This is a genomic window from Shimazuella sp. NTD248 (assembly GCF_059510395.1).
Genome location: NZ_JCAJZT010000008.1, coordinates 19,728 through 42,382 on the forward strand (window position 1 = coordinate 19,728; position 22,655 = coordinate 42,382).

Genomic DNA, 22,655 nt, shown 5'->3' on the forward strand with positions numbered 1-22,655 from the left:
ACCATCCCTGCTTATTTAGAGGTAATACTATAAACCTTTTCATCAGGCACTTGCAGATGATGGGTTTCTTTTTCATTTACAAACTGTCGTTGTTCCTCCACAAAAGCAGATATATCTTCGATTTCCATGATCCATTCCTCTACATATCTCTGCAAGCTTTCCCCTCTTAATCCTAACTGGATCGCTTTCCGTTCTTGTTTTTGACCGAACGGATCGTGGTCAGGGTCCCATTGAAGCCGTACAGAGGATTTTTTTACTGCTTGTCTCCAGTTTTCTTGTGTTTGGTAAGAAGATTGATAGCTGCTGTGCACTGCTGAGTTAACTATATGTTCAAATCCCTCTCGTTTTAAACGAATAGCTAACGTAACTTCTTGATTTGGCTTCGTTCCCCAGCCTGATCGATACATCATCCACAGGAAATTGGGCTTGATCCAAGTCATTCGGTTCATCGAAAATTCTCCGCCAAATGTTTGATGATCAACTGCATAAGAAGCAATTTTTTTGTTATAAGCTTGATATACCGTAATCGATGTTTCATCATAGGCTGCAAGTATATGTTGGCCACTTTCTGGCCATGTTTGTTTTAATGTGAGGTAATTAGCAGTGTTAATAAATCTCATGCTGTCACTCCTTAGCTTGCTCATGGGCACCATTCTACCACTTGAACATAAAAATAGCACCTAAACAGGTGCCATATATCGCGCTTTCAAATTTTGATATTGAACGATGAGTAAATCTAATTCACGACTAATGGGCAAAACGGTAGGATCCAACAATCTACTTGGTTCTCCTTTAACAGATTGATGTAACTTTTTGCGTACTCGCTCCAACTCTTCTTCTAAACGCTTCAATGGACGTGCATCTTCCATGGAAAGATCCCCCTGCCCTAGCATAGAATGGTAAATTGGTAGCTATACACTTCTTCTCTAACATTTGACCCATATTTATCTTCTCTATACTTATACGCCAGTATGTCCAAATCCACCTGCTCCACGAGCAGAACTAACCAATTCTTCTACTTGTTCTAGTTGAACTTTTGCTACCTCTTGAAAAACAAGTTGTGCAATACGATCTCCCCTATTTACGCGAAAGGGTTGATCTCCAAAGTTAACCATGATTACTTTGATTTCTCCACGGTAATCTGCATCGATCGTTCCTGGTGAATTTAACATAGTAATACCATGTTTAAATGCTAGACCACTTCTTGGACGTACTTGAGCTTCTAAGTTTTCTGGCATTGCAATAGAGATCCCAGTAGGAACCAATCTCCACTCCCCAGGTTGTAAAACCAATTCTTCTGTCACAGCAGCACATAGATCAAATCCACTAGCACCACTAGACATTTTCACTGGAAGTGCTAAATCATCATTTCCTGGAACACGACATAATTGAACAGTTAACATGTCTAAATTACTCCTTAAAAAAGTTTATGTAAAAGTTTATGTAATAGTAGGCAATTTTCCATCAGGCGAAATGACAGCCATTGACTTCTCTGAATGAAAAATTTTATTGGCTAATTTATTGACGCTATCTAAGGTCACTTGTTCTACTTTGCCAATAATCTCATCCAAGGAATGATGCTTTTGTAACAACAATTCATTTCGACCTAAACGACTCATTCGATTATTGGTGCTTTCTAATCCCAACATCATACTGCCTTTTAATTGTTCTTGTGCTTTTCTTAGCTCTTCCTCCAAAACTCCCTGAACAGTTAGTTGATGAAGTACATCTGCAATCACATTGCAAACCTCTTGTTCTTGTCCATGCTTCGTACCTGCATAAATCGCAAATAATCCATTATGACGGTGAGAAGAGTGATACGAATAGACGGAATATGCAAGCCCTCTGGCTTCTCGTACTTCTTGAAAAAGACGAGAACTCATATTTCCACCAAGGATATTGTTTAATAAAATAAGAGGATATATTTGAGCATCTTTCACGGAAAGCCCTTGGAATCCAATACAAAGATGCGATTGTTCTGTCGTTTTTTGTTTCGCTATTACTTGTGAAGTAAAGGTAGGAAGGGAATTATCCGATGCTGTATTCTCTCCACGGTGTTGGGAAAAATACTTCTCCACTTGCAAAATAAAATCATCAGGAAGATTTCCTGCAAGAGCTATGACCACGTTATGTGGATTATAATACTGTTCTCGATAAGCAATCAGTTGATCTCGGGTAAAGGAAGATACATTTTCCATCGTGCCAATAACAGGATAACCAAGAGGATGAGTAGAAAAAGAAATTTCCGATAGTATGTCATGGATCAAATCATCTGGTGTATCTTCCACCATCGCTATTTCTTCCAATACAACTTTCTTCTCTTTCTCCATTTCTTGTTCATCAAAGGTGGAGTGAAAAAACATATCGGCTAAAAGATCCAAAGACATTTCAAAATGTTGATCTAACACTTTTGCATAGTAGCATGTCACTTCTTTTGATGTAAACGCATTGACTTGACCGCCAAATTGATCAAAACCTTCTGCGATTTGTTTCGCTGTGCGAGTTGTAGTGCCTTTAAAGAGCATGTGTTCCATGAAATGAGATATACCATTTATAGTTTTTGACTCTCTCTCCGAACCTGCACCAATCCAGATTCCCAAAGCGATGGAACGGACATGAGGAATCTGCTCTGCCACAATGCGTATTCCATTTGTTAACGTATAGGTAATGATGTAAAAAACCCCCTAGCATGCTACTGGCAATGCCAAATTCAAGCAGTATTTTCACTATATCAGATTCACGGAAATCACTCAACGAATATTCATTCGTTTTGTGGATAGAACTTCTGAAACAGTTGCTAGAGCTAACTTTTTTTGTTTAATAGCACGGATCATTCCAGGAAGCGCCGATACGGTTCGATCTGTTGGATGCATCAAAATTAAATTACCAGGCTCTACTTTGAAACCAATCTTTTGCACCATAGAGGAAGAAGAAGTAGTTTTTCGCCAATCAATCGTATCTAGTGTCCATAAAACCGTTCCGAGATGATAGTCACTAGCAATTTGTACCACCCTGTTGTTAAAATCACCACTTGGAGGTGCAAACCATTTACTAGGATGATGAAAAACTTGTTTGATTACTTCTTCTGTTCTGCCAATTTCCCTATTCATTCTATCTACAGGAACTTGGCTCATCATTTGGTGTGTGTACCCATGATTACCTATCTCATGTCCTGCTTTCTCCAACGATAAACCTTCTTGGCGATGACTGTTTAACCATGTACCGTCCAAAAAAAACGTGACTTTTACCTTTTCCTGTTGAAAGATTTGAAGCATCTTTGGTAAATATTCGGTTCCCCAAGCTACATTGACCATTAAGGCTACAGCTTGTTGCTGTTCGTTACCTTTAAAAATGGGTCCAGTCCCTAAGTCTTTTAAATCAACAGCTGGCTTCACAGCTTTATAAACCCATTGAATTTGTTTACTATGGAGCTGCTTTGTCTTTTCATATGTTTTTTCTTTATCAACTATGAAACCATCCAAACCAGGAACTAACTTCCATACACGGTCATTTCGCGCATTAATAGGAGCTTTTTCGTGTTTGGGAGCTTTTTGATCGATTTTTGCTTTTAATTGGATATCATCTGATAAAAATGTTGGAATTGCAGATTGATTACGGATTGCGGATATATATACAAACACTGGAGAATGATAGCAGATAATCGTAACGACAATCAACGTCAAAATACCTATAATATAATAGTTCTTTTTCAAGGCTTGTCATCTCCTCTCTTGACTTACCTTATGAGAAGAGGTATAGATAAATGTTTATATCCAAACTAAAAAGAGACAGATTTACCATTTTGGCATATCTGACTCTCATTATTACTTCGATGCTTCTTTTTTTCTCGCTTCTTCTTCTCTTAGCAATACTTTACGGGAGAGATTCACACGACCTTGGTCATCTATTTCTGTAACTTTTACCATGATTTGATCTCCTACTGAGACCACATCTTGCACTTTTGCAACACGCTCTAAGGCTAGTTGAGAAATATGTACCAAACCTTCTTTGCCTGGGAAAAGCTCCACAAATGCACCGAACTTCTCTACACGCTTCACGGTACCGAGATACGTTTGTCCAACTTCCACTTCCCGAACGAGATCTTCAATTATTTTCTTCGCTTTTTCATTTTGTTCGCTATCAGAGGAAGCAATGTATATCCGACCATCTTGCTCTATATCGATTTTTACAGCTGTTTCCTCGATGATTTTGTTGATCACACGACCACTTGGTCCAATCACATCGCGAATTTTATCTGGATGAATGCGCATGGTCACAATTTTGGGTGCGAATTCTGAAAGCTGCTTACTAGGCTCTTTAATGGTAGCTTCCATATTATCTAAAAGGGTAAGCCTTGCTTTACTTGCTTGTTGAAGCGCTTTTTCTAAAATTGGACGATCGATTCCAGCAATCTTGATATCCATCTGAAGTGCAGTAACACCTTTGCGTGTCCCAGCTACTTTAAAGTCCATATCTCCTAAGTGATCTTCCATTCCTTGAATATCCGTTAAAACACTGACCAACTCTCCTTCTTTCACAAGACCCATTGCAATACCTGCTACAGGTGCTTTAATGGGTACGCCAGCGTGCATGAGTGCAAGAGTTGAAGCACAAATACTCGCTTGAGAAGTAGAGCCATTGGACTCCAATACTTCAGACACCAATCGGATAGTATAAGGAAATTCATCTTCACTTGGAATTACTTGTTCTAACGCACGTTCTCCTAAAGCACCATGTCCAATTTCCCTCCGGCCGGGAGAACGCATTGGTCTTGCTTCTCCAACACTGAAAGGCGGAAAGTTATAATGGTGCATAAAACGTTTCGATTCTTCTAAATCCAATCCATCTAGTATTTGTACATCACCTAAAGCCCCTAATGTACAGATACTCAATACCTGTGTCTGCCCTCTGCGAAATAGACCTGATCCGTGGGTACGTGGTAAGATGTTTATCTCACTAGATAGTGGACGAATTTCATCTGTAGTACGTCCATCTGGTCGCTTGCCTTCTTCTAATATGAGTCGACGCACTTCTTCTTTGACAATCAAATCAAGAGTCTTATGGATATCTTTTTCTTTTTCTGCGTACTCTTCTTCCGAATATTCATTTTGCAATTTTTCTATAACGGATTTCTTCACTTCATCAATTGCTGCTTGACGAGCTTGTTTTTCCACTACTTGAATCGCTGAAATCATTTCCGGCAAAGCTAGGTCACGCACACGACTTTGTACATCTTCAACGATAGTTGCGAGCTCAGGAACCATTTTTTGTTCTCCGCACTTAGCAACTATCTCTTCTTGAATCGCTACTATCTTTTTAATTTCTTCATGCCCCAATAAAATGGCTTCTAGAACAATAGATTCTGGAATTTCCTTTGAACCAGCTTCCACCATATTAATGCCATCTTTTGTTCCAGCAACGACTAAGTGCAAATCTGACTTTTCCATCTGGGAAACAGTTGGATTGATGATTAGTTTTCCATCAACACGCCCTACAATTACACCAGCTATTGGTCCCGCAAAAGGAATGGATGAAATCGAAAGGGCAAGAGACGCACCTATCATCGCAGCGATTTCCGTAGAACAGTCTTGGTCCACGGACATAACTGTTGTCACCACTTGAACTTCATTGCGAAATCCGTCAGGAAATAATGGTCGGATCGGTCTATCAATTAGTCGGCTAGCTAAAATGGCTTTCTCGCTAGGACGCCCTTCCCTTTTGATAAAACCGCCAGGTATTTTTCCGACTGCGTACAATCGCTCTTCATAGTTAACAGTAAGTGGAAAAAAATCCAGTTCTTTAGGCTCTTTTGAAGCAACTACTGTTGCAAGAACCGCAGAATCTCCATATCTCACCATGATTGATGCATTTGCTAAAGCTGCATATTTGCCAATTTCAAATGAAAGTTTTCGTCCTCCAAGCTCTGTTTCAAACAGTTGAGACTCCACTTCATTGCCTCCTTTCAGACGTTTAACAATTTTCTATTCTCGTTTTTATTAGTATTTCCTGCTTTACCAAATTTCAAAAGGTATAAAAAAACGGGGTGTAATACCCCCGCTTTATCTACGTAATCCAAGTTTTTGAATTAGCTCACGGTAACGAGTAACATCCTTATCTTTTAAATAAGTAAGCAAGTTACGACGTTGTCCAACCATCTTGAGCAAACCACGACGTGAGTGGTGGTCTTTTTTGTGATCCCGCAAGTGGGAATTCAACTCGTTGATTCGATGAGTCAAAATCGCTACTTGAACTTCAGGAGATCCAGTATCGTTCTCATGCGTTTTATACTCATTAATAATTTCTCGTTTTTTCTCAAGAGTAATAGTCATCTTTCTTTCACCTCCATAAATTCAGTAAACCCCAATAACCCAGTGTACCGTTGAGGCAAACGGAAAACCGAGTCACGGTTCCTTAGCCATTATAGCGTAAAGAAAGTTCATTGTAAATGTTTGCCGATAAGTCTTCTAAATCAAGATATTTTTCCTATCATCGAGGGAAATATCTTGATCTGATAACCATTGTGTTGCATTGGTGCGATCCAATTCAATTTGTTCTACAAGAGACTTTATGGAGGAGAACTTCGCTTCTTTTCTTAAATAGTGCAGTAGTTCTACCTGTAATACTTCACCATAAAGATCCAAATGGGGGGATTGATCAAAGAGATGCACTTCCAATTTGGTTTTTACGGCTGATTTGTCAAATGTAGGTCGCACACCAACATTCATTACCCCATATCCTACCGATTCTTTGAAATATGCCCTTACAACATAAACACCGTGAACGGGAAGATAATAGGGTTGATTGGGCTCTACATTTGCCGTAGGGAAACCAATTTGCCGACCCCGTTTATCTCCATGTACAACTTCACCCTGAATACGGTATGGTCTACCTAAAAGATCATTAGCTAGAGAAATGTCACCTGAAGACAAGGCATTTTTCGTTCTAGTACTGCTGACTGCCTGATCCCCCATAATTATAGGATCAACAATCTTCACATCAAACAAACCTTCTCCTAATTTCATCAAATCATTAGCTGTACCTAATCCCCGATGACCAAAAGTAAAATTAAAACCTGTAGTCACAGCCGATACATTCAATGGTACTAAAACATCGGAAATAAATTTTTCTTTTTCTAAATTGGCAAATGATTGATTAAAGGTAACTACATACACTTGTTCTATACCAAGTTGCTCCAACTGATACAGTTTTTCTTTTAATGGTGTAAGATAGCCCATAAAAGTAGTATTCCCAAGCACTTCTCTCGGGTGAGGAGAAAAAGTCATGACCGCAGGAGGGATATTTAATTTTTTTGCTTTGGAAATTGCCTTTTTAATTACAGCCTGATGTCCCAAATGTAGTCCATCAAAAAAACCAATAGCTAAGCTAGTTGATTCGGCAGGAATTGGTTTAGCATCAAATGGGTACGTAATTTCTATCGTTTTCATTATTCATGCACATCCCGAAATACTTTTACTGGTCTTAATTCTTGATGATGGATCTCGTAAATTGCATAAAATTTACCTGTTTCATCATACATGCGAACCATAGTAGAGCTGGAACTATCTAATGTAGCATCCCAATCAAATACATTTCCATCTAGTACACGTTTTCCATCTTCTTGACTGACTACAACTGCTGGTAGATGACAGAGTGCTTCATCCATAGCAACTAAAGTATCAGAAAACAGGCCATGATCTTTTGCCGTGTCCAACTCATCAAATGTATAGCAATCAGCGATTTGAAAAGGACCACTCTGCACTCTTGTCAACTTGCTCATATGTGCTGGATAACCCATAAATTTGCCGATATCCACACATAACGTACGAATGTAAGTCCCCTTTGAACAAGTAACATCGAAAGAAAACATAGGATGATCTTTTGAGTCGATCTGCTTAATATCCAATTGATATATAGTTACACATCTGGATGGTCGTTCTATCACTTTTCCTTTTCGAGCAAGTTCATACAATCTCTCCCCTTTTATTTTCACTGCTGAATACATGGGAGGAACTTGTTCAATCTCGCCTCGGAAATGCTCTATAACTTTTTCCAATGGAAACAAATCAGTTGTAACTTCCACTTGTTCCATAATAGTCCCTGTTTGATCTTCTGTATCGGTAGAGACACCAAGGACCATCGTTCCTGTATAACGTTTTGGTAAATCTTGAATATACTCAACAAGTCTAGTAGCTTGTCCTAAACAAATTGGTAGTACACCTTCTACTTCTGGATCAAGCGTTCCAGTGTGTCCTACTCGTTTTTGACCGGCCAATCTTCGAATACGCCCTACAACATCATGAGATGTAAGCCCTTTTGGTTTCCATACAGGTATAATACCATGCAATGTCATTCATTCACGCCCTCAAAAGCTTCCGTCATTTTCTCTAGTACTTTATGAATTACTTCGTTCATTGTCCCTTTGACCGTGCAACCAGCTGCTCTAGCATGGCCACCGCCACCTAGCGAAAGAGCTACTTGAGATACATCGATAATATTACGAGAACGCATGCTTACTTTTATATGGTGTTCATCTATGGGTCGAAAAAGAATACCTACATCTACCCCTTCTATATTTCGAGCTAGATTAACCAATCCATCGTTATCTTCTTCTTCTGAAGTAAGATAGGCTACTTTTCCATCAAGTACAATCTGCATTGTCCCTAGAGCTTCTTTTAATTGTGCCAAATATCGTACACTAATGGACTCCAACAAACGATCCGCAAGTTCATAGGAGTCTGCACCAGCCTCTAGTAAATTAGCTGCAATTCGTAATACATTCGGTGATGTATTGGAATAGCGAAATCCACCTGTATCGGTCAATAAACCAGCATAAAGAACGGTAGCTAATTGCTTGGATATAGGAATATCTAGATATGCAGCCCAGTCATACAAAATTTCTACTGTCGCAGCTGCGTCTGCTTTCACAATATTAATGGTGCCGAATTGGTCATTTGTTGCATGATGATCAATGTTGATAATGATTGGATCATCGGCAAAAAGCTGCTGACATTCCCCAATACGGGAAATATCAGCAGCATCAACTGTAACAATAACAGAAAAACGTTTTTTTACTTGAGACGATAACTGAATAAGCTCTGTCCCTGGCAAAAAAGCGAGTTTTTCAGGAACAGGCGATTCATTTACAAGTGACACCGAAATACCAAGTGATTTTGCTATTAATCCCATTGCTAATGTAGAACCAATAGCGTCTCCATCTGGATTCACATGTGAAACCACTAGGATTTGACTAGCATTTTTAAGTGTTTGAGTAGCACTTGTCCAGTCTAACATAAACCGTTTCTCCTAATCTTCGTCTCGTACATCATGAAGCAATCGCGTAATTTGATCACTATGATCAAGTGAATGATCAATAGAAAACTGGATATCAGGTACATGTCTGAGTTGTACCCGACGTCCTACTTCAGAGCGAATAAAACCTTTTGCTTTTTCTAATGCCGCAATTGATTCATCTTTCTCCGATTGGCTTCCTAAGATACTCACATAAACTTTTGCAAGTTGCAGATCACCACTCATCTCTACTGCTGTCACGGTAACAAAACCGATTCGAGGATCTTTTATTTCCTGTTGAATAATTTGGCTAAGCTCTTTTTTGATCTGTTCGCCAACGCGGCTCACACGGATGCGTGCCAAGGGCGACACCTCCTACACAAAAGTGATGTCAATATGAAAGATCATCATTTCATCTGTCGCTTCTAAAAGTTTTAAAGCGAGCTGAAGCTCCTTTTCCACCACATGCTTAGTTGTTGCTACCCCAACAATGGCAAGCTCAAACACTTGGCGATCATCTTGTCTTCCAACTTCTGAAACGGAAAGATTCCATTTGTTCTTGATACGAGTAAGTACAGACTGTAGCACTCTTCTCTTGTCTTTAAGCGAGAGGGAAGTGGGGATTTTTCCATCACACGTCAATAATCCAATAAACAATTACGTACGCGCTACCTCTTCAATGACGTAAACCTCGATCAAGTCCCCTTCTTTCATATCATTATAACCTTCTAATGTAATACCACATTCATAACCTTGTGCAACTTCTTTTGCATCATCTTTAAAGCGTTTCAAGGTATCCAGATTACCTTCATGGACAACAATGCCATCACGAATCAGTCTTGCTTTTCCATCACGTACTACTTTGCCTTCGATCACATAACACCCTGCAATCGTACCGACACGTGAAACTTTAAAGATTTGTCTCACTTCAGCTGTACCTACTACTTTTTCCTCATACTCTGGGTCTAATAAGCCTTTCATTGCAGCTTCAATTTCTTCTATTGCTTTGTAAATAACTCGATGTAAGCGAACTTCTACTTTTTCTTGTTCAGCAGTTGCCCGAGCATTTGGTTCTGGACGTACATTAAAGCCAATAATGATCGCATTAGAAGCAGAGGCGAGAATCACATCTGATTCGGTTATAGCCCCGACAGCAGTATGAATGATTTTCACTCGAGCTCCTTCGATATCAATCTTTTCTAAGGAACCTTTCATTGCTTCAGCAGATCCATGTACGTCTGCTTTAATAATAACATTTAATTCCTTCACTTCGCCCTCTTGAATTTGTTTAAACAAATCATCAAGGGTTACACGTGACCGCGCACCACGCTCTTCTTCTCGTTGTTTTTGGTTCCGTTTATCAGCTATAGCTCGACCTTTTTTCTCATCATCAAATATTATAAAGGGATCCCCTGCATTTGGGACATCTGGGAGACCTAAAATTTCAACAGGCATGGAAGGCGGCGCTGCTTTGACTCGACGGCCATGATCGTTGATCATTGCTCGGATTTTGCCAAAATAATTTCCTGCGACGATTCCGTCTCCCACCTTTAGGGTACCATTTTGGATAAGTACAGTAGCAACAGCACCTCGTCCTTTATCCAGCTCTGCTTCGATAACAACACCTCGAGCACGTTTATCTGGATTTGCTCGTAACTCTTGTACTTCTGATACTAATAGTATCATCTCCAGAAGATCTTCCATACCTTCTCCGTTTATGGCAGATACAGGGACAAATATGGTGTCTCCTCCCCAATCTTCTGGTACCAATCCATACTCGGTTAACTGTTGTTTGATACGATCCGGATTTGCATCTAGTTTATCCATTTTGTTGACAGCTACTATTATGGGAACATTTGCAGCTTTAGCATGATTAATCGCCTCAACTGTTTGTGGCATTACCCCATCATCCGCAGCAACAACAAGAATGGTAATATCCGTAACTTCCGCGCCTCGAGCACGCATCGTTGTGAATGCAGCATGCCCAGGGGTATCTAGAAATGTAATTTTCTTACCATTAATTTCCACTTGATAAGCACCAATATGCTGAGTAATCCCTCCTGCTTCCCCGGAGGTTACATTCGTACTTCTAATTTTATCCAATAAAGTTGTTTTTCCATGGTCTACATGCCCCATGATCGTTACAACAGGAGGACGTTCTAAAAGATTTTCTTCTGAATCTACTTCTTCAATCTCTTCGATATTCGATTCATCAAATTCCTCTTTATAGATCACTTCAACTCCAAATTCCTCTGCTACTAGTGACATTGTTTCTACATCGATTTCTTGGTTAATCGTCGCCATAACACCAATTGGAATTAGTTTGCGGATTACTTCAGATCCTTCTTTTCTCAATAACTTGGCAAATTCTCCAACAGAAAGAGGACCAGATACAGTGATTTCTTTTGGCAATACTGGTGCTTGTTTTTCCCTGTTTTGTGATCTTTTATCATTTCTTTTGCGATTTCCTTTTCCTCTTGGGCCTTTCCCTTTGGAAAAAGAATTGTTACTACGTGTTTGCTTATTTTTTTTAATTGGCTCTTGGTTCGCTCGAGAAGAAGGTTGGCCTTTTTCTTGTATTTCTTCTTGAGAATAATTGTTTGTTTGTTCCATAGACTTCGCCGCCCCATGTTGTACAGTTTGTTTCTGACTTTTCGGTTTCTCCTGTTTTGCAGTTGTAGACCCCTGTTTTAATTTCGTTACAAACTCTTCCACTTTTTTTGTTGCAGTTTCGTCCATGATACTCATGTGGTTATTTACAGGAATGCCTACTTTTTCTAATATGTTTAAAACTTCTTTACTACTCATATCTTTCTCTTTGGCATACTCATATACACGGATTTTCGTCATCCGTTCACCCCCATTAGTTACGTAACGAGCCCCCTTAACATCTGACAGAAACCTACATCTGTAACTGCCATTACGACTCGTTCTCCTTTTCCTACCGCAGCCCCAAGCTCATATCTTGTGCCTGCTTGTAACAAAGGCACTTGATAAGAACTACACTTATCTGTGAACTTTTTTGTTGTATTTTTACCTGCATCAGTAGCTAAAATAACCAATTTAGCTTGACCATTTCGTACAGATTGAAGAACAAACTCTTCTCCCAGAGTTAACTTGCGTGCTCGCTGTGCTAGACCTAACACTTGAAAGAAATTATTCTTCATGTGAAACTCCCTCTGCATACTCCCTAAGTTGATCATACAAAGCAGAATCAATTTTTGTTTGAAAAACGCGCTCTAACGCTTTTTTCTTTTGAGCCAAATCAATATATTCGACTTTTGCGCATAGATAAGCACCTCGCCCAGACTTCTTGCCTGTCGGATCAATCAATACTTCATTTTCGGGTGTTCTCACTACACGGATAAGACTTTTTTTAGGAAACATTTCTTGAGAGACAATACATTTTCGCATTGGAATTTTTTTCTTTTTCACTCGATCTCATCCTCAGAAATAGCAGGTGTAAATTCTATTCCTGCTTCAGACTCACTCTTGATGTCTATTTTCCAATTGGTAAGTTTAGCAGCTAAACGAGCATTTTGTCCTTCTTTTCCAATAGCTAATGATAACTGGTGATCAGGAACAACTACTCTTGCCATCTTTTCCTCTTCAAAAATTTCCACGGAAGTTACTTTAGATGGACTCAAACTAGATGCTATCCACTCAGTCAAATCATCAGAAAAACGAATAATGTCTATCTTTTCTCCACGAAGCTCATTGACGATTGTTTGAACACGAACTCCTTTATGACCTACACATGCTCCAACAGCGTCTACATTGGGGTCCCGTGAAGTCACTGCAACTTTTGATCGCTGGCCTGCTTCACGTGCAATGGATTTGATTTCAATTACACCATCAAAAATTTCAGGAACTTCTAATTCAAACAGACGTTTTAATAAACCTGGATGTGTACGAGATACAAAAATTTGTGGACCTTTGGTTGATTTTTCTACTTTCGTGATGAACGTCTTTACACGATCACCGTGTTTAAATCGTTCACCTGGCATAGTTTCTGAATGAGGTAATAATGCTTCCACTCTACCCAAATCAATAAAATAGTTACGATTATCTGAGCGCTGCACAATTCCAGTTACAATATCTTCTTCTCTATCAATAAAATTAGAGTAGATGATATTTCTTTCTGCCTCTCGAATACGTTGTGTTACTACTTGTTTTGCTGTTTGTGCTGCAATACGTCCAAAATCGGCAGGAGTTACTTCGATTTCCACAACATCATCTAACGCATAGTTAGGATTGATTTCTTTTGCTGCTTCTAAGGAAATCTCTAGACGAGGGTCCAATGCTTCCTCTACAACATTTTTACGTGCAAACACACGAACTCTACCAGACTCTCTGTTAATATCCACTCTTACATTTTGAGCAGAATGGAAATTTCGTTTATACCCAGATATTAATGCTGCTTCAATTGCGTCGATCAAGATATCCTTGCTGATACCTTTTTCTTTCTCTAGTTGACCGAGCGCTTCGATGAACTCCGCATTCACCGGCATAATCCTCCCTTCATCATGAAAAAACCACGCTTAGTCTAGCACTTGCTATTTTATTTCGAGGAATTACCTGTGATGCAACTACAACTTCATCAGGTGTAACATTTTCAAGTATCCCTTCGAACTTACGCTGGCCATCAATAGGTTCATATGTACTAACGTGGATATTTTTTCCAATTGCTTTTTGATAATCGGATTCTTTTTTCAATGGTCTCTCTGCACCTGGTGAAGAAACTTCCAAATAGTAGTTTCCAGGGATTGGATCATTTTCATCTAATGCTAAACTAAGCTGTTCACTAACTTTAGCACAATCGTCCAAATCGACTGGTTTGTTAATCCCATCGATAAAAACTCTCAAAAACCAATTCGACCCTTCTTTTTTATATTCCACTTCTACCAATTCCAGTTCTAAAGATTGGAGGAGTGGAACGGCAATTTTTTCTACTTGCTCTACAACTTGTCGACTCAAGAATACTACCTCCATAAGTAGCTTTTAAAATGCAAAGAGTGGGTGTTTACCCACTCTTTCATAGGAGCCTATCTAAAATCACCATTCCCTAGAAAAGCACTCCACCTGAAGTGTTTCTATAAGGTGAAGAATTTCACATCTGCAAAAACAAATGTAGTTAATGTGTGTAGTATTGCCAAAAAGATTATAACACAATCAGATTTTTAAAACTACCTAATTTTTAGTGTCTTTTTTCGATTCCTATTCATTGAGACTCCTATTTGCAAAAAAATCGTATAGAAGAATAAATAGCGCTTCCATTTTATTTAAAAAAAAAGAGGAGGATGACTCCTGCCTCTTGGTTGATAAAAAAAGGAAAGAACTATGTTGTTTTTATTAATTCCGATTGTATGATATACCGCTTTGGAGCGGGACCAATCCAGTTAAAAGGATAACAAGTAGTAAGGGTTAGGATCTGCTTTCCTTTATGAGAGACTATAACGGTTCGATCATTAGCATCTACTATCCACATTTTTACGATTTTATAAGTAAAAACACCTGCACTGGTCTTAGTAACCAATTGGTCACCAATCTTCAGTTTACCCACATTGCGAAATACCGTATCTCTATGACCACTTAAAACGGAGTTATCCTTCTCACCCGGAAGTACACTTTGCGCAAAGTGACCTACACCTTTTTCCAATTCATCTGGATCTGTACCTTCAATGATAGGCAAACTGGCACTTAGTTTAGGAATGATAAGATCCCCAACCTTTTCACCAGTTTTGGGTCGGGTCGGATATAAAATTCGCTTATCCACATTTGTTTGATTTTTTGCTTCTGCCATTACTTTGTCGATATCCGACTTATTGACCGAACTGCCGATAAACATTTGAGGTACGTATGCGAATAGGGAATAGCACATCAGGCACACTCCTGCTGCCATCAACAAGAGTGGTATTTTTTTCATGTTCTACATTTTCACTTTTTTACGAAGAACTAGGCCTAGAAAAGCAAGACCTGCACCAATCAATCCAGCAAGTGGTAAAGGAGTAGCTGTCTTTGGTAATTCTCCACCATTAACGGTAGTAGGTTGATCTGAAGTTGTATCAGAAACAGTGGTAGAATTAGCAGAGGTATTGCTATTTTGCGCAACTACAACAGGTGTGTTTGTGCTTGGTGCATCTACCCCACCATTATTTTCAGGAGAATCTACACCACCGTTATCGGTGCTTCCGCCATTATTGGTAGTTCCGCCATTGTCAGTAGTTCCGCCATTGTCAGTAGTTCCACCGTTGTCGGTAGTTCCACCATTATTGGTAGTTCCACCATTGTCGGTAGTTCCGCCATTGTCAGTAGTTCCACCATTGTCAGTAGTTCCACCATTGTCAGTAGTTCCGCCATTGTCGGTAGTTCCACCATTGTCGGTACTTCCACCATTGTCGGTACTTCCACCATTGTCAGTAGTTCCACCATTGTCAGTAGTTCCACCATTGTCAGTAGTTCCACCATTGTCAGTAGTTCCGCCATTGTCGGTACTTCCACCATTGTCGGTACTTCCACCATTGTCGGTACTTCCACCATTGTCGGTACTTCCACCATTGTCGGTACTTCCACCATTGTCGGTACTTCCACCATTGTCGGTACTTCCACCATTGTCGGTACTTCCGCCGTTGTCGGTGCTTCCACCATTGTCTCCGTTTTCATCACAATCAACGCCTGTGCATGGTGGCTTACCATCATCGGTACCAGGAACTTGAATTTTTACTTTTGCATCTAAATCTACTAAATTTTTGTTCGCCGCTAATGCTGCTGGACTTAAAGCAAAAACGGATAAACCTAGAACAAAAAAGCCTGTTGCTACTTTTTTCTTCAAATATAATCAACCTTTCCTTTTGTTCTATTCCCTTTTTCAACCATAAATGTATGGAATACTTTTCTTTATCTGTCTATTCTCATCTTAGTGTTCAGAGAAATCAGTGTCAATTGAAATAATCAATGTTTAATAAATTTGTTATAAGTTACAACTTTTTCAGATAGAACATGAATAGCTTCCCTTCAAAACCTTAGGCCTTTTTTAAAATTTGGCCAAATAACCTATCCAACAAAATAATGCAATTTTAATAAAGAAAATAAAAACACTCTCTATTAGAATTTATCATTTCCTACCACTTCATCAGCAACAATATACAATCTTATTTCCAAAAAAGTTGCTAAAATGACCATAGAGAAAACAATTTGTATAATTAAGTTTCAAAAAGTATCATGCCTAAAAAGCAATATTTAGTACAAAAAGGATAAATCATTGAATCTAATTCATTGGTACCTGAGTCCTACCATATAAAACCCCTTCTCTAAAAAAGAAAAGGGGCTTGATCAATTATTTTTTCATTATATCTAAAAGCTCTTCCACACTAAGTTCTTGACTTTCACCAGTACGACGAAACTTTAGTTCCACTATATCATCCTCAGCTTTTGACCCCACCACAATTCGTTTGGGAATACCAATTAAATCTGCATCTTTAAATTTAACTCCAGCTCTCTCTGGACGATCATCAAATAAAACTTCAATACCTGCTTGCATCAATTGTCGATATAGCTTTTCGGCTAGCTCACTTTGGTTTTTATCTTTCATATTTACTGCAATAAGATGTACTGCATATGGAGCAATAGATTCCGGCCAAATGATTCCACCATCATCATGATGTTGTTCTACGACAGCAGAGAGTGTTCGAGATATACCAATTCCATAGCAACCCATAATATAGGTTTGTTCCCGACCATTCTCATCGAGAAAAGTACCTCTCATAGCATCACTGTACTTAGTACCTAGTTTGAAGATATGTCCAACTTCAACACCTTTTTGAAAGCGGATTGTCCCTTTGCATCGCGGACATTTGTCTCCTTCTTCCACAGTACGCAAATCTGCATACTTGCTAACTTCAAAATCTCTTCCCTCTACGGCATGTAAAAAATGATAGTCTGTCTCATTAGCTCCAATATGCCATTCATCAAATCCGCGTAGAGCAAAATCTGCAAGAATAGTTATTTTTTCATTTACATGGACTGGCCCAAGTGAACCTGGGGTTGCACCAGTAACTTTATAGATGGTTGCTTCATCTGCTAAAGAACATGTTATTGCTTCTAATACATTTTTCACTTTTACTTCATTTACTTCATGGTCTCCACGAACCAAAACCATCACAGGCTTATCATCTACAATAAATAATAAAGTTTTTACTAGAGAACTCGGAGCAACTTGAAGATATGATGCAAGTTGATCAATTGTTTTTATGTTTGGTGTATAGATTTTCTCCATTGCTTGAACATCTTGCTTCTCTGAACGAATAACATCATCTATCATAATCTCAGCCATTTCAATATTCGCAGAGTAATCACAAGATGTACAAATCGCGATCTTATCTTCGCCGGCCTCAGAGAACACCATAAATTCGTGGGTTCCCTTTCCACCTATAGATCCTGAATCCGCCTCAACCGCTCCAAACTCCAGCCCGCATCTGGTAAAAATATTGACATATGCTTGATACATATCCTTATAAGTTTCATCTAGCGACTTGTGATCAGCATGAAAAGAATATGCATCTTTCATAATAAATTCTCTACCGCGTAATAGCCCTGAACGAGGACGCTTTTCATCACGAAATTTGGTTTGAATCTGATAAAGTGTCATCGGTAACTTTTTGTATGAGTTTACTTCTTTACGGAGTAAATCGGTTATGGTTTCTTCATGAGTCGGACCAAGAATAAAATTGCGCTCATGACGATCTTGTAATTTCACTAATTCTGGACCATATGTATCATATCGTCCAGATTCTTGCCATAGTTCAGCTGGATTGAGAGCAGGCATTAGTAGTTCTTGTGAACCAATCCGATCCATTTCTTCTCGAACAATCTTAGAAATTTTTTGCAATACTCGTTGGGCTAATGGCAAATAATTATACACTCCTGCTGCCACTTGGCGAATATAACCAGCACGGAGCAATAATTGATGGCTGATCATTTCTGCTTCCGCAACACTCCTAAGTGTAGGGATAAGTGCAGTCTTCTGTCTCAAAATCCTTCCTCTTCTCTAGGTAAAAAATATTTTTACTATATCGTTGTATGTTACAAAAATCATTAGCATCATTAACATTGCAAACCCTACAAAGTGAACTAAACTCTCTTTGTTTGGATTGATAGGCCGTCCTCTCAATCCCTCTATAATAATAAAGAAAAGACGACTTCCATCTAATGCAGGAATAGGAAGTAGGTTGAAAATCCCAAGATTTAAGCTAAGAAGAGCTGTCCATTTAATCAGAGCGATAAATCCAGCATCAGCTGCTTTCCCTGTCAAATAACCCATCTGCGCTGGTCCACCTAGACTTTTGACTGATATCTGACCTGTTACTAAACTCCGGAAACCATCTAGTATCACTACTGACCAATTATAGGTCTGTTTAAATCCTTCCTGAATGGTTTCACCAAATGTAGCTTTTCGTTTCATTTGTCTTTCATCAAATGTTGTCCCAATTATATAAACATCACCTTGTTTCTTAGGGGCAATATTTAGATGCAATTCTTGATTTCCACGTTTAATTAGGAAAGGTACAGGTTTTCCTTTTGAATTGACCAATTGGATACGAAGCATATCTATTGTACTGACACGCTGACCATTAACAGATTCAATAAGATCTCCTTGTTTTAACCCTGCTTTTTGAGCAGGCGAGTCTTTCGTCACGGTATGAATAGGAAGTTTTGCCTCTATACCCGTAACGGATGTATAAATCCCAAAAAGGATAATCGTCAAAATAATATTAAATACAGGTCCAGCCAAGATGGTTAGTGCTTTTTGTCCGACTGTTTTAGAGCTAAATTGACGATCAAGTGGAGCAATTTGCATCTCATTTGATTTGCTCAGATGAATAAATGCTTCACGATGCAAGGCATAACGTACTTGTTCTCCTGTTTCCAATCGAACAGTAAGAAATAGATCTTTTTCTGTATCCATTTCCACTAAGGTACCCGAAATCATTTTTTCTGCTTGGTCTGGTTTGAACATCCAAATATCTTTAACCAACTCATTTTGGAAATCCAAATAAAGTGTTGATTCTGGCTTGATATCAATGATCTCTGGATCTTCTCCCGCCATACGAACAAATCCACCTAAAGGTAATAGGCGTATGGCATATAGTGTTTCTCCTTTTCTTCTTGAGAAAACAACAGGACCAAAACCAATTGCAAATTCACGTACCAATATTCCAGCTCTTTTTGCAAACAGAAAATGACCAAGTTCGTGCACAAACACCAATACACTCAAAACCAAAACAAATGAAATAACAGTTTGCAATACGTGCACCAACACCACCACCTATAGGGTTAATTGACGAGCAAATTCACGTGCCCACTGGTCTGCATGTTGAATGTCTTCTAGTTGTGGGTTATTGATAGATACATGTTTACTTAGTGTTCTTTCTATCATAGCCTCTATTCCTAAAAAAGGGATAGATTTATTTAAAAATTTCTCGACAGCAATCTCATTTGCAGCATTTAAAACAGTAGGCACTGTTCCTCCAGCCTTACCAGCTTCAAAAGCCATCTCTAAACAAGGAAAACGAGAATAATCTGGTTTTACAAATGTAAGCTGTCCGATTTCACTCAAAGACAAGGAAGGCATTGCAAGTGACAATCTTTTAGGATAAGACAGTGCGTACTGAATAGGTACTTTCATATCATGTATACCTAACTGCGCCATCACCGCCCCATCTTGGAATTCAACCATCGAATGAATAATGCTTTGAGGGTGAACTAGCACATCGATCTGTTCATAAGGACAAGAAAACAGCCAATGTGCCTCCATTACTTCTAATCCTTTGTTCATCAAAGTAGCAGTATCAATGGTAACCTTAGCTCCCATTGCCCAGTTTGGATGTTTTAAAGCCATCTCAGGAGTAGCATCTGCTAGCTGTTCTCTTGAAAAATCACGAAATGCTCCTCCAGAAGCTGTTAATATTAACTTTTTAACATCTTCTCTTCTCTCCCCATTTAAACACTGAAATATGGCAGAGTGTTCACTATCAATCGGTAAAATATCTATCTTATTTTTTTTAGCGAGATCCATCACAAGATGACCAGCTGTAACTAATGATTCTTTGTTGGCAAGACCGATCTTTTTACCTGCCTCGATTGCAGCTAAAGTAGGTTCTAATCCTCTACTACCAACGAGAGAGGATACAACATAAGTCGAATCTGGATGCGTTGCCACTTCTAATAAACCCTTATCTCCCCATACCACTTTGATTGTATCAGGAATTTCTCTAGCTACTCTATCGGCCAATTCTTTTGTAGACATGGAAATTAATTTAGGCCGAAAAAATTGTGCCTGATAGATCATTTCTTCAATGTTACTACCAGCAGCTAGAGCAACCACTTGAAATTGTTCTGGATGCTGCTTAACTACATTTAGCGTACTGGTTCCAATAGATCCAGTTGAACCTAAGATAGATATTTTTTCTAACATCTATGTTCTCCTTTTACATTCCCATTAAATATCTTCTCTCTAAAAAAAACCAGTAAAGATATGAAGAATAAGATAAGTGAAAATTAAACTATCAAACCGATCGAGAATACCTCCATGTCCTGGAAGAATCCGACCTGAATCTTTTGTCCCAGTGGTCCTCTTAATAGCAGATTCAACTAAATCTCCTAGTTGCCCTACTACCGAAATAAGGAATCCTAATCCTATCGCAGATTCAATTGACCAAATCTGCGGGAACAGATACCCAAAAATGCCACTAACTACTAAACCAACTAATACTCCGCCAGCAGAACCCTCAATGGTTTTATTAGGACTAATCGAAGGCCATAGCTTGTGTTTACCCAAACTTTTTCCAGTAAAATACGCACCTGTATCGTTAGCCCAAATGATTAACAATATAAACAATGCCCATAAAAAACCATTCGGATGCCAAATAATATTAATCATATATGAAAAACCAAGACCTATGTATATCGTACCAATAAATAAGTGCGCCATTTGATAAATATCAAACTGATTACGAGAAAATACCAATAAAGCAAGAAATACAACCAAAATAAGAATTAACATATTTTCACTATGTAACAAGGCAATAGACTCTAACCTTAATTGCGTCCGTAATCCAGCGACAATAATCAAGAAAACGAACACCAACCCAAGGATTACTTGGGGTTTACGGTATGAATATCCGAACAGACGACAGTATTCCAAAAAACAGATGGATGCCAGTATCCAAATGAATGTAGAATACCACCAAGAGCCTAGCCATAATGCGAGCAAAAAGAAACCTGCTCCTAGTACTCCTGAAATGATGCGTTCTTTCATAATTGCCGACAGGATAACCACCTTATGACGTTGGTGTAGAGGAATGTCGGGATTTCTCAGTTTTTAACCGAGAGCAACTATCCTCCCCTGTCCTACCTCCCTTACAGGAATTGCAAAATACAAATCCATTAGATATGGCAGAATCATAATGTCACGATTCGCTATTTTCCAACTTAATAATGTTACCCTTTTTAGAGAGATCCATATCGTCTCGATCTCCGTTGATATTCCTTTATTGCTTCAAAGAACATCTCTTTCGAAAAATCAGGCCAGAGTGCTTCTGTAAACCAAAACTCACTATAAGCAATTTGCCAGAGCAAAAAATTACTTATTCGAATCTCGCCACTAGATCGGATCACCAAGTCTGGATCAGGCAATCCCTTAGTAAGCAAGCGTTCACTGACTACTTGTTCAGATATGTCTTCTTTACTAATATTTCCCAATTCAACGTCATCTATAATCTGTTGGATCATGGAAAGAATTTCATCACGCGAACCATAGTTGATTGCAAAGTTTAAAATCATACCTGTATTGTGTTTGGTTTTATCCTCAAATTTCGTTAGAGCTTCCTGAGTAAAATTGGGGGTTTGTCGTTTTTCTCCCAACATTTGCACCTTAACATTACGATCTATTAGTTCTTGTAAATCTGTTTTTAGGAATTCGACAGGCAATTTCATAAGATAGTCTACTTCTTCTTTAGGTCTTTTCCAATTTTCAGTCGAAAAAGAATAGAAAGTGAGTACTTCAATCCCCAAATCATTTGCTGCTCTAATCGTTTCTCTTACTCTCCTCATACCTGCTGCATGACCAGCTGTCCTCGGTAATCCACGTTTTTTAGCCCAGCGGCCATTGCCATCTGTGATAATGGCTACGTGTTTTGGCAAAGTTTGTTTATCAATCTCCTCAGTAAAACCATTACCTTGGTTGTGTTGGTTAAACAGCCCCTTTAATCCTAACCGCATAATATATACCTCCGCCACTGAAAATTGCTTCTGTGGATAAAAAGGTGTAGTCGAAAACCCCTTCAAATGAAGGAGTTTTCTATTACCCA

24 protein-coding genes are annotated in these 22,655 nt (G+C 38.8%); all 24 read right to left on the reverse strand.

The genetic code is table 11. The annotated features are described in order from the left end of the window. Positions 1–11: 11 nt before the first annotated feature. The 24 genes from AC5WOE_RS16305 to uppS all read right to left on the reverse strand — a co-directional run bounded on the left by AC5WOE_RS16305 (position 12) and on the right by uppS (position 22,566). Complete coding sequence (locus AC5WOE_RS16305; protein WP_496051043.1) at positions 12–620, reverse strand: DUF4291 domain-containing protein; 609 nt, start codon at positions 618–620, stop codon at positions 12–14. A gap of 60 nt (positions 621–680) precedes the next feature. Continuing rightward, complete coding sequence (locus tag AC5WOE_RS16310; protein ID WP_496051042.1) at positions 681–869, reverse strand: Spo0E family sporulation regulatory protein-aspartic acid phosphatase; 189 nt, start codon at positions 867–869, stop codon at positions 681–683. A gap of 90 nt (positions 870–959) precedes the next feature. Next, positions 960–1,403, reverse strand: coding sequence for a dUTP diphosphatase (dut, locus tag AC5WOE_RS16315; protein ID WP_496053057.1), 444 nt, complete (start codon positions 1,401–1,403; stop codon positions 960–962). Positions 1,404–1,439: 36 nt separating this feature from the next. Further along, positions 1,440–2,636, reverse strand: a complete 1,197-nt coding sequence (locus AC5WOE_RS16320; RefSeq protein ID WP_496053058.1) for a M16 family metallopeptidase — start codon at positions 2,634–2,636, stop codon at positions 1,440–1,442. Between the two features lie 114 nt (positions 2,637–2,750). After that, a complete protein-coding gene (locus AC5WOE_RS16325) occupies positions 2,751–3,713 on the reverse strand; it encodes a polysaccharide deacetylase family protein (protein WP_496053059.1) in 963 nt (320 codons plus the stop codon). 111 nt (positions 3,714–3,824) lie between these two features. Then, on the reverse strand, positions 3,825–5,948 hold the full coding sequence (pnp, locus tag AC5WOE_RS16330; protein WP_496053060.1) for a polyribonucleotide nucleotidyltransferase: 2,124 nt from the start codon (positions 5,946–5,948) through the stop codon (positions 3,825–3,827). Between the two features lie 111 nt (positions 5,949–6,059). Next, the gene (rpsO, locus tag AC5WOE_RS16335) at positions 6,060–6,329 is read right to left on the reverse strand and encodes a 30S ribosomal protein S15 (protein ID WP_496051037.1); all 270 of its coding nucleotides are present in this window, start codon (positions 6,327–6,329) and stop codon (positions 6,060–6,062) included. A 135-nt stretch (positions 6,330–6,464) separates the two neighbouring features. After that, the gene (locus tag AC5WOE_RS16340) at positions 6,465–7,445 is read right to left on the reverse strand and encodes a bifunctional riboflavin kinase/FAD synthetase (RefSeq protein ID WP_496053061.1); all 981 of its coding nucleotides are present in this window, start codon (positions 7,443–7,445) and stop codon (positions 6,465–6,467) included. Then, positions 7,445–8,350: a tRNA pseudouridine(55) synthase TruB gene (gene truB, locus AC5WOE_RS16345; protein WP_496053062.1), complete on the reverse strand. Its 906-nt coding sequence runs from the start codon at positions 8,348–8,350 to the stop codon at positions 7,445–7,447. Before truB ends, AC5WOE_RS16340 begins: the two co-directional genes overlap by 1 nt. After that, positions 8,347–9,291, reverse strand: coding sequence for a DHH family phosphoesterase (locus tag AC5WOE_RS16350; protein WP_496053063.1), 945 nt, complete (start codon positions 9,289–9,291; stop codon positions 8,347–8,349). Before AC5WOE_RS16350 ends, truB begins: the two co-directional genes overlap by 4 nt. Positions 9,292–9,303: 12 nt before the next feature. Beyond that, a complete protein-coding gene (gene rbfA, locus AC5WOE_RS16355) occupies positions 9,304–9,651 on the reverse strand; it encodes a 30S ribosome-binding factor RbfA (RefSeq protein WP_240876738.1) in 348 nt (115 codons plus the stop codon). Between the two features lie 12 nt (positions 9,652–9,663). Beyond that, on the reverse strand, positions 9,664–9,945 hold the full coding sequence (locus tag AC5WOE_RS16360) for a DUF503 domain-containing protein (protein ID WP_496051033.1): 282 nt from the start codon (positions 9,943–9,945) through the stop codon (positions 9,664–9,666). Further along, positions 9,946–12,138: a translation initiation factor IF-2 gene (gene infB / locus AC5WOE_RS16365; RefSeq protein WP_496051032.1), complete on the reverse strand. Its 2,193-nt coding sequence runs from the start codon at positions 12,136–12,138 to the stop codon at positions 9,946–9,948. A 17-nt stretch (positions 12,139–12,155) separates the two neighbouring features. Continuing rightward, positions 12,156–12,455 carry a YlxQ family RNA-binding protein gene (locus tag AC5WOE_RS16370; RefSeq protein ID WP_240876735.1) on the reverse strand — a complete coding sequence of 100 codons (300 nt, stop codon included), beginning with the start codon at positions 12,453–12,455 and terminating at the stop codon, positions 12,156–12,158. After that, a complete protein-coding gene (rnpM, locus tag AC5WOE_RS16375) occupies positions 12,445–12,723 on the reverse strand; it encodes an RNase P modulator RnpM (protein WP_496051031.1) in 279 nt (92 codons plus the stop codon). Before rnpM ends, AC5WOE_RS16370 begins: the two co-directional genes overlap by 11 nt. Next, the gene (nusA, locus tag AC5WOE_RS16380; protein WP_496051030.1) at positions 12,720–13,793 is read right to left on the reverse strand and encodes a transcription termination factor NusA; all 1,074 of its coding nucleotides are present in this window, start codon (positions 13,791–13,793) and stop codon (positions 12,720–12,722) included. Before nusA ends, rnpM begins: the two co-directional genes overlap by 4 nt. A 19-nt stretch (positions 13,794–13,812) precedes the next feature. Next, entirely contained in the window at positions 13,813–14,265 is a 453-nt protein-coding gene (gene rimP, locus AC5WOE_RS16385) for a ribosome maturation factor RimP (protein WP_496053064.1), read from the reverse strand. Between the two features lie 361 nt (positions 14,266–14,626). Continuing rightward, on the reverse strand, positions 14,627–15,214 hold the full coding sequence (gene srtD, locus AC5WOE_RS16390) for a class D sortase, LPxTATN-specific (RefSeq protein ID WP_496051028.1): 588 nt from the start codon (positions 15,212–15,214) through the stop codon (positions 14,627–14,629). A 3-nt stretch (positions 15,215–15,217) separates the two neighbouring features. Then, positions 15,218–16,120 carry a hypothetical protein gene (locus AC5WOE_RS16395; RefSeq protein ID WP_496053065.1) on the reverse strand — a complete coding sequence of 301 codons (903 nt, stop codon included), beginning with the start codon at positions 16,118–16,120 and terminating at the stop codon, positions 15,218–15,220. A 504-nt stretch (positions 16,121–16,624) separates the two neighbouring features. Further along, complete coding sequence (locus AC5WOE_RS16400) at positions 16,625–18,319, reverse strand: proline--tRNA ligase (RefSeq protein ID WP_496053066.1); 1,695 nt, start codon at positions 18,317–18,319, stop codon at positions 16,625–16,627. A 15-nt stretch (positions 18,320–18,334) separates the two neighbouring features. Then, complete coding sequence (rseP, locus tag AC5WOE_RS16405) at positions 18,335–19,600, reverse strand: RIP metalloprotease RseP (RefSeq protein ID WP_496053067.1); 1,266 nt, start codon at positions 19,598–19,600, stop codon at positions 18,335–18,337. A 12-nt stretch (positions 19,601–19,612) separates the two neighbouring features. Next, on the reverse strand, positions 19,613–20,761 hold the full coding sequence (locus AC5WOE_RS16410; protein WP_496051024.1) for a 1-deoxy-D-xylulose-5-phosphate reductoisomerase: 1,149 nt from the start codon (positions 20,759–20,761) through the stop codon (positions 19,613–19,615). A 39-nt stretch (positions 20,762–20,800) separates the two neighbouring features. Beyond that, on the reverse strand, positions 20,801–21,604 hold the full coding sequence (locus AC5WOE_RS16415) for a phosphatidate cytidylyltransferase (RefSeq protein WP_496051023.1): 804 nt from the start codon (positions 21,602–21,604) through the stop codon (positions 20,801–20,803). Positions 21,605–21,795: 191 nt separating this feature from the next. Beyond that, positions 21,796–22,566, reverse strand: coding sequence for an undecaprenyl pyrophosphate synthase (gene uppS / locus AC5WOE_RS16420; protein WP_496053068.1), 771 nt, complete (start codon positions 22,564–22,566; stop codon positions 21,796–21,798). Positions 22,567–22,655: the final 89 nt, after the last annotated feature.

Excerpts from the sequence above, each read along its gene's own strand:
- rpsO (WP_496051037.1), bottom strand. The coding sequence starts at position 6,329 with ATGACTATTACTCTTGAGAAAAAACGAGAAATTATTAATGAGTATAAA.
- AC5WOE_RS16410 (WP_496051024.1), bottom strand. The coding sequence starts at position 20,761 with ATGTTAGAAAAAATATCTATCTTAGGTTCAACTGGATCTATTGGAACC.
- dut (WP_496053057.1), bottom strand. The coding sequence starts at position 1,403 with ATGTTAACTGTTCAATTATGTCGTGTTCCAGGAAATGATGATTTAGCA.
- uppS (WP_496053068.1), bottom strand. The coding sequence starts at position 22,566 with ATGCGGTTAGGATTAAAGGGGCTGTTTAACCAACACAACCAAGGTAAT.
- srtD (WP_496051028.1), bottom strand. The coding sequence starts at position 15,214 with ATGAAAAAAATACCACTCTTGTTGATGGCAGCAGGAGTGTGCCTGATG.
- AC5WOE_RS16305 (WP_496051043.1), bottom strand. The coding sequence starts at position 620 with ATGAGATTTATTAACACTGCTAATTACCTCACATTAAAACAAACATGG.
- AC5WOE_RS16415 (WP_496051023.1), bottom strand. The coding sequence starts at position 21,604 with ATGAAAGAACGCATCATTTCAGGAGTACTAGGAGCAGGTTTCTTTTTG.
- AC5WOE_RS16340 (WP_496053061.1), bottom strand. The coding sequence starts at position 7,445 with ATGAAAACGATAGAAATTACGTACCCATTTGATGCTAAACCAATTCCT.
- AC5WOE_RS16310 (WP_496051042.1), bottom strand. The coding sequence starts at position 869 with ATGGAAGATGCACGTCCATTGAAGCGTTTAGAAGAAGAGTTGGAGCGA.
- AC5WOE_RS16350 (WP_496053063.1), bottom strand. The coding sequence starts at position 9,291 with ATGTTAGACTGGACAAGTGCTACTCAAACACTTAAAAATGCTAGTCAA.
- truB (WP_496053062.1), bottom strand. The coding sequence starts at position 8,350 with ATGACATTGCATGGTATTATACCTGTATGGAAACCAAAAGGGCTTACA.
- infB (WP_496051032.1), bottom strand. The coding sequence starts at position 12,138 with ATGACGAAAATCCGTGTATATGAGTATGCCAAAGAGAAAGATATGAGT.
- AC5WOE_RS16370 (WP_240876735.1), bottom strand. The coding sequence starts at position 12,455 with ATGAAGAATAATTTCTTTCAAGTGTTAGGTCTAGCACAGCGAGCACGC.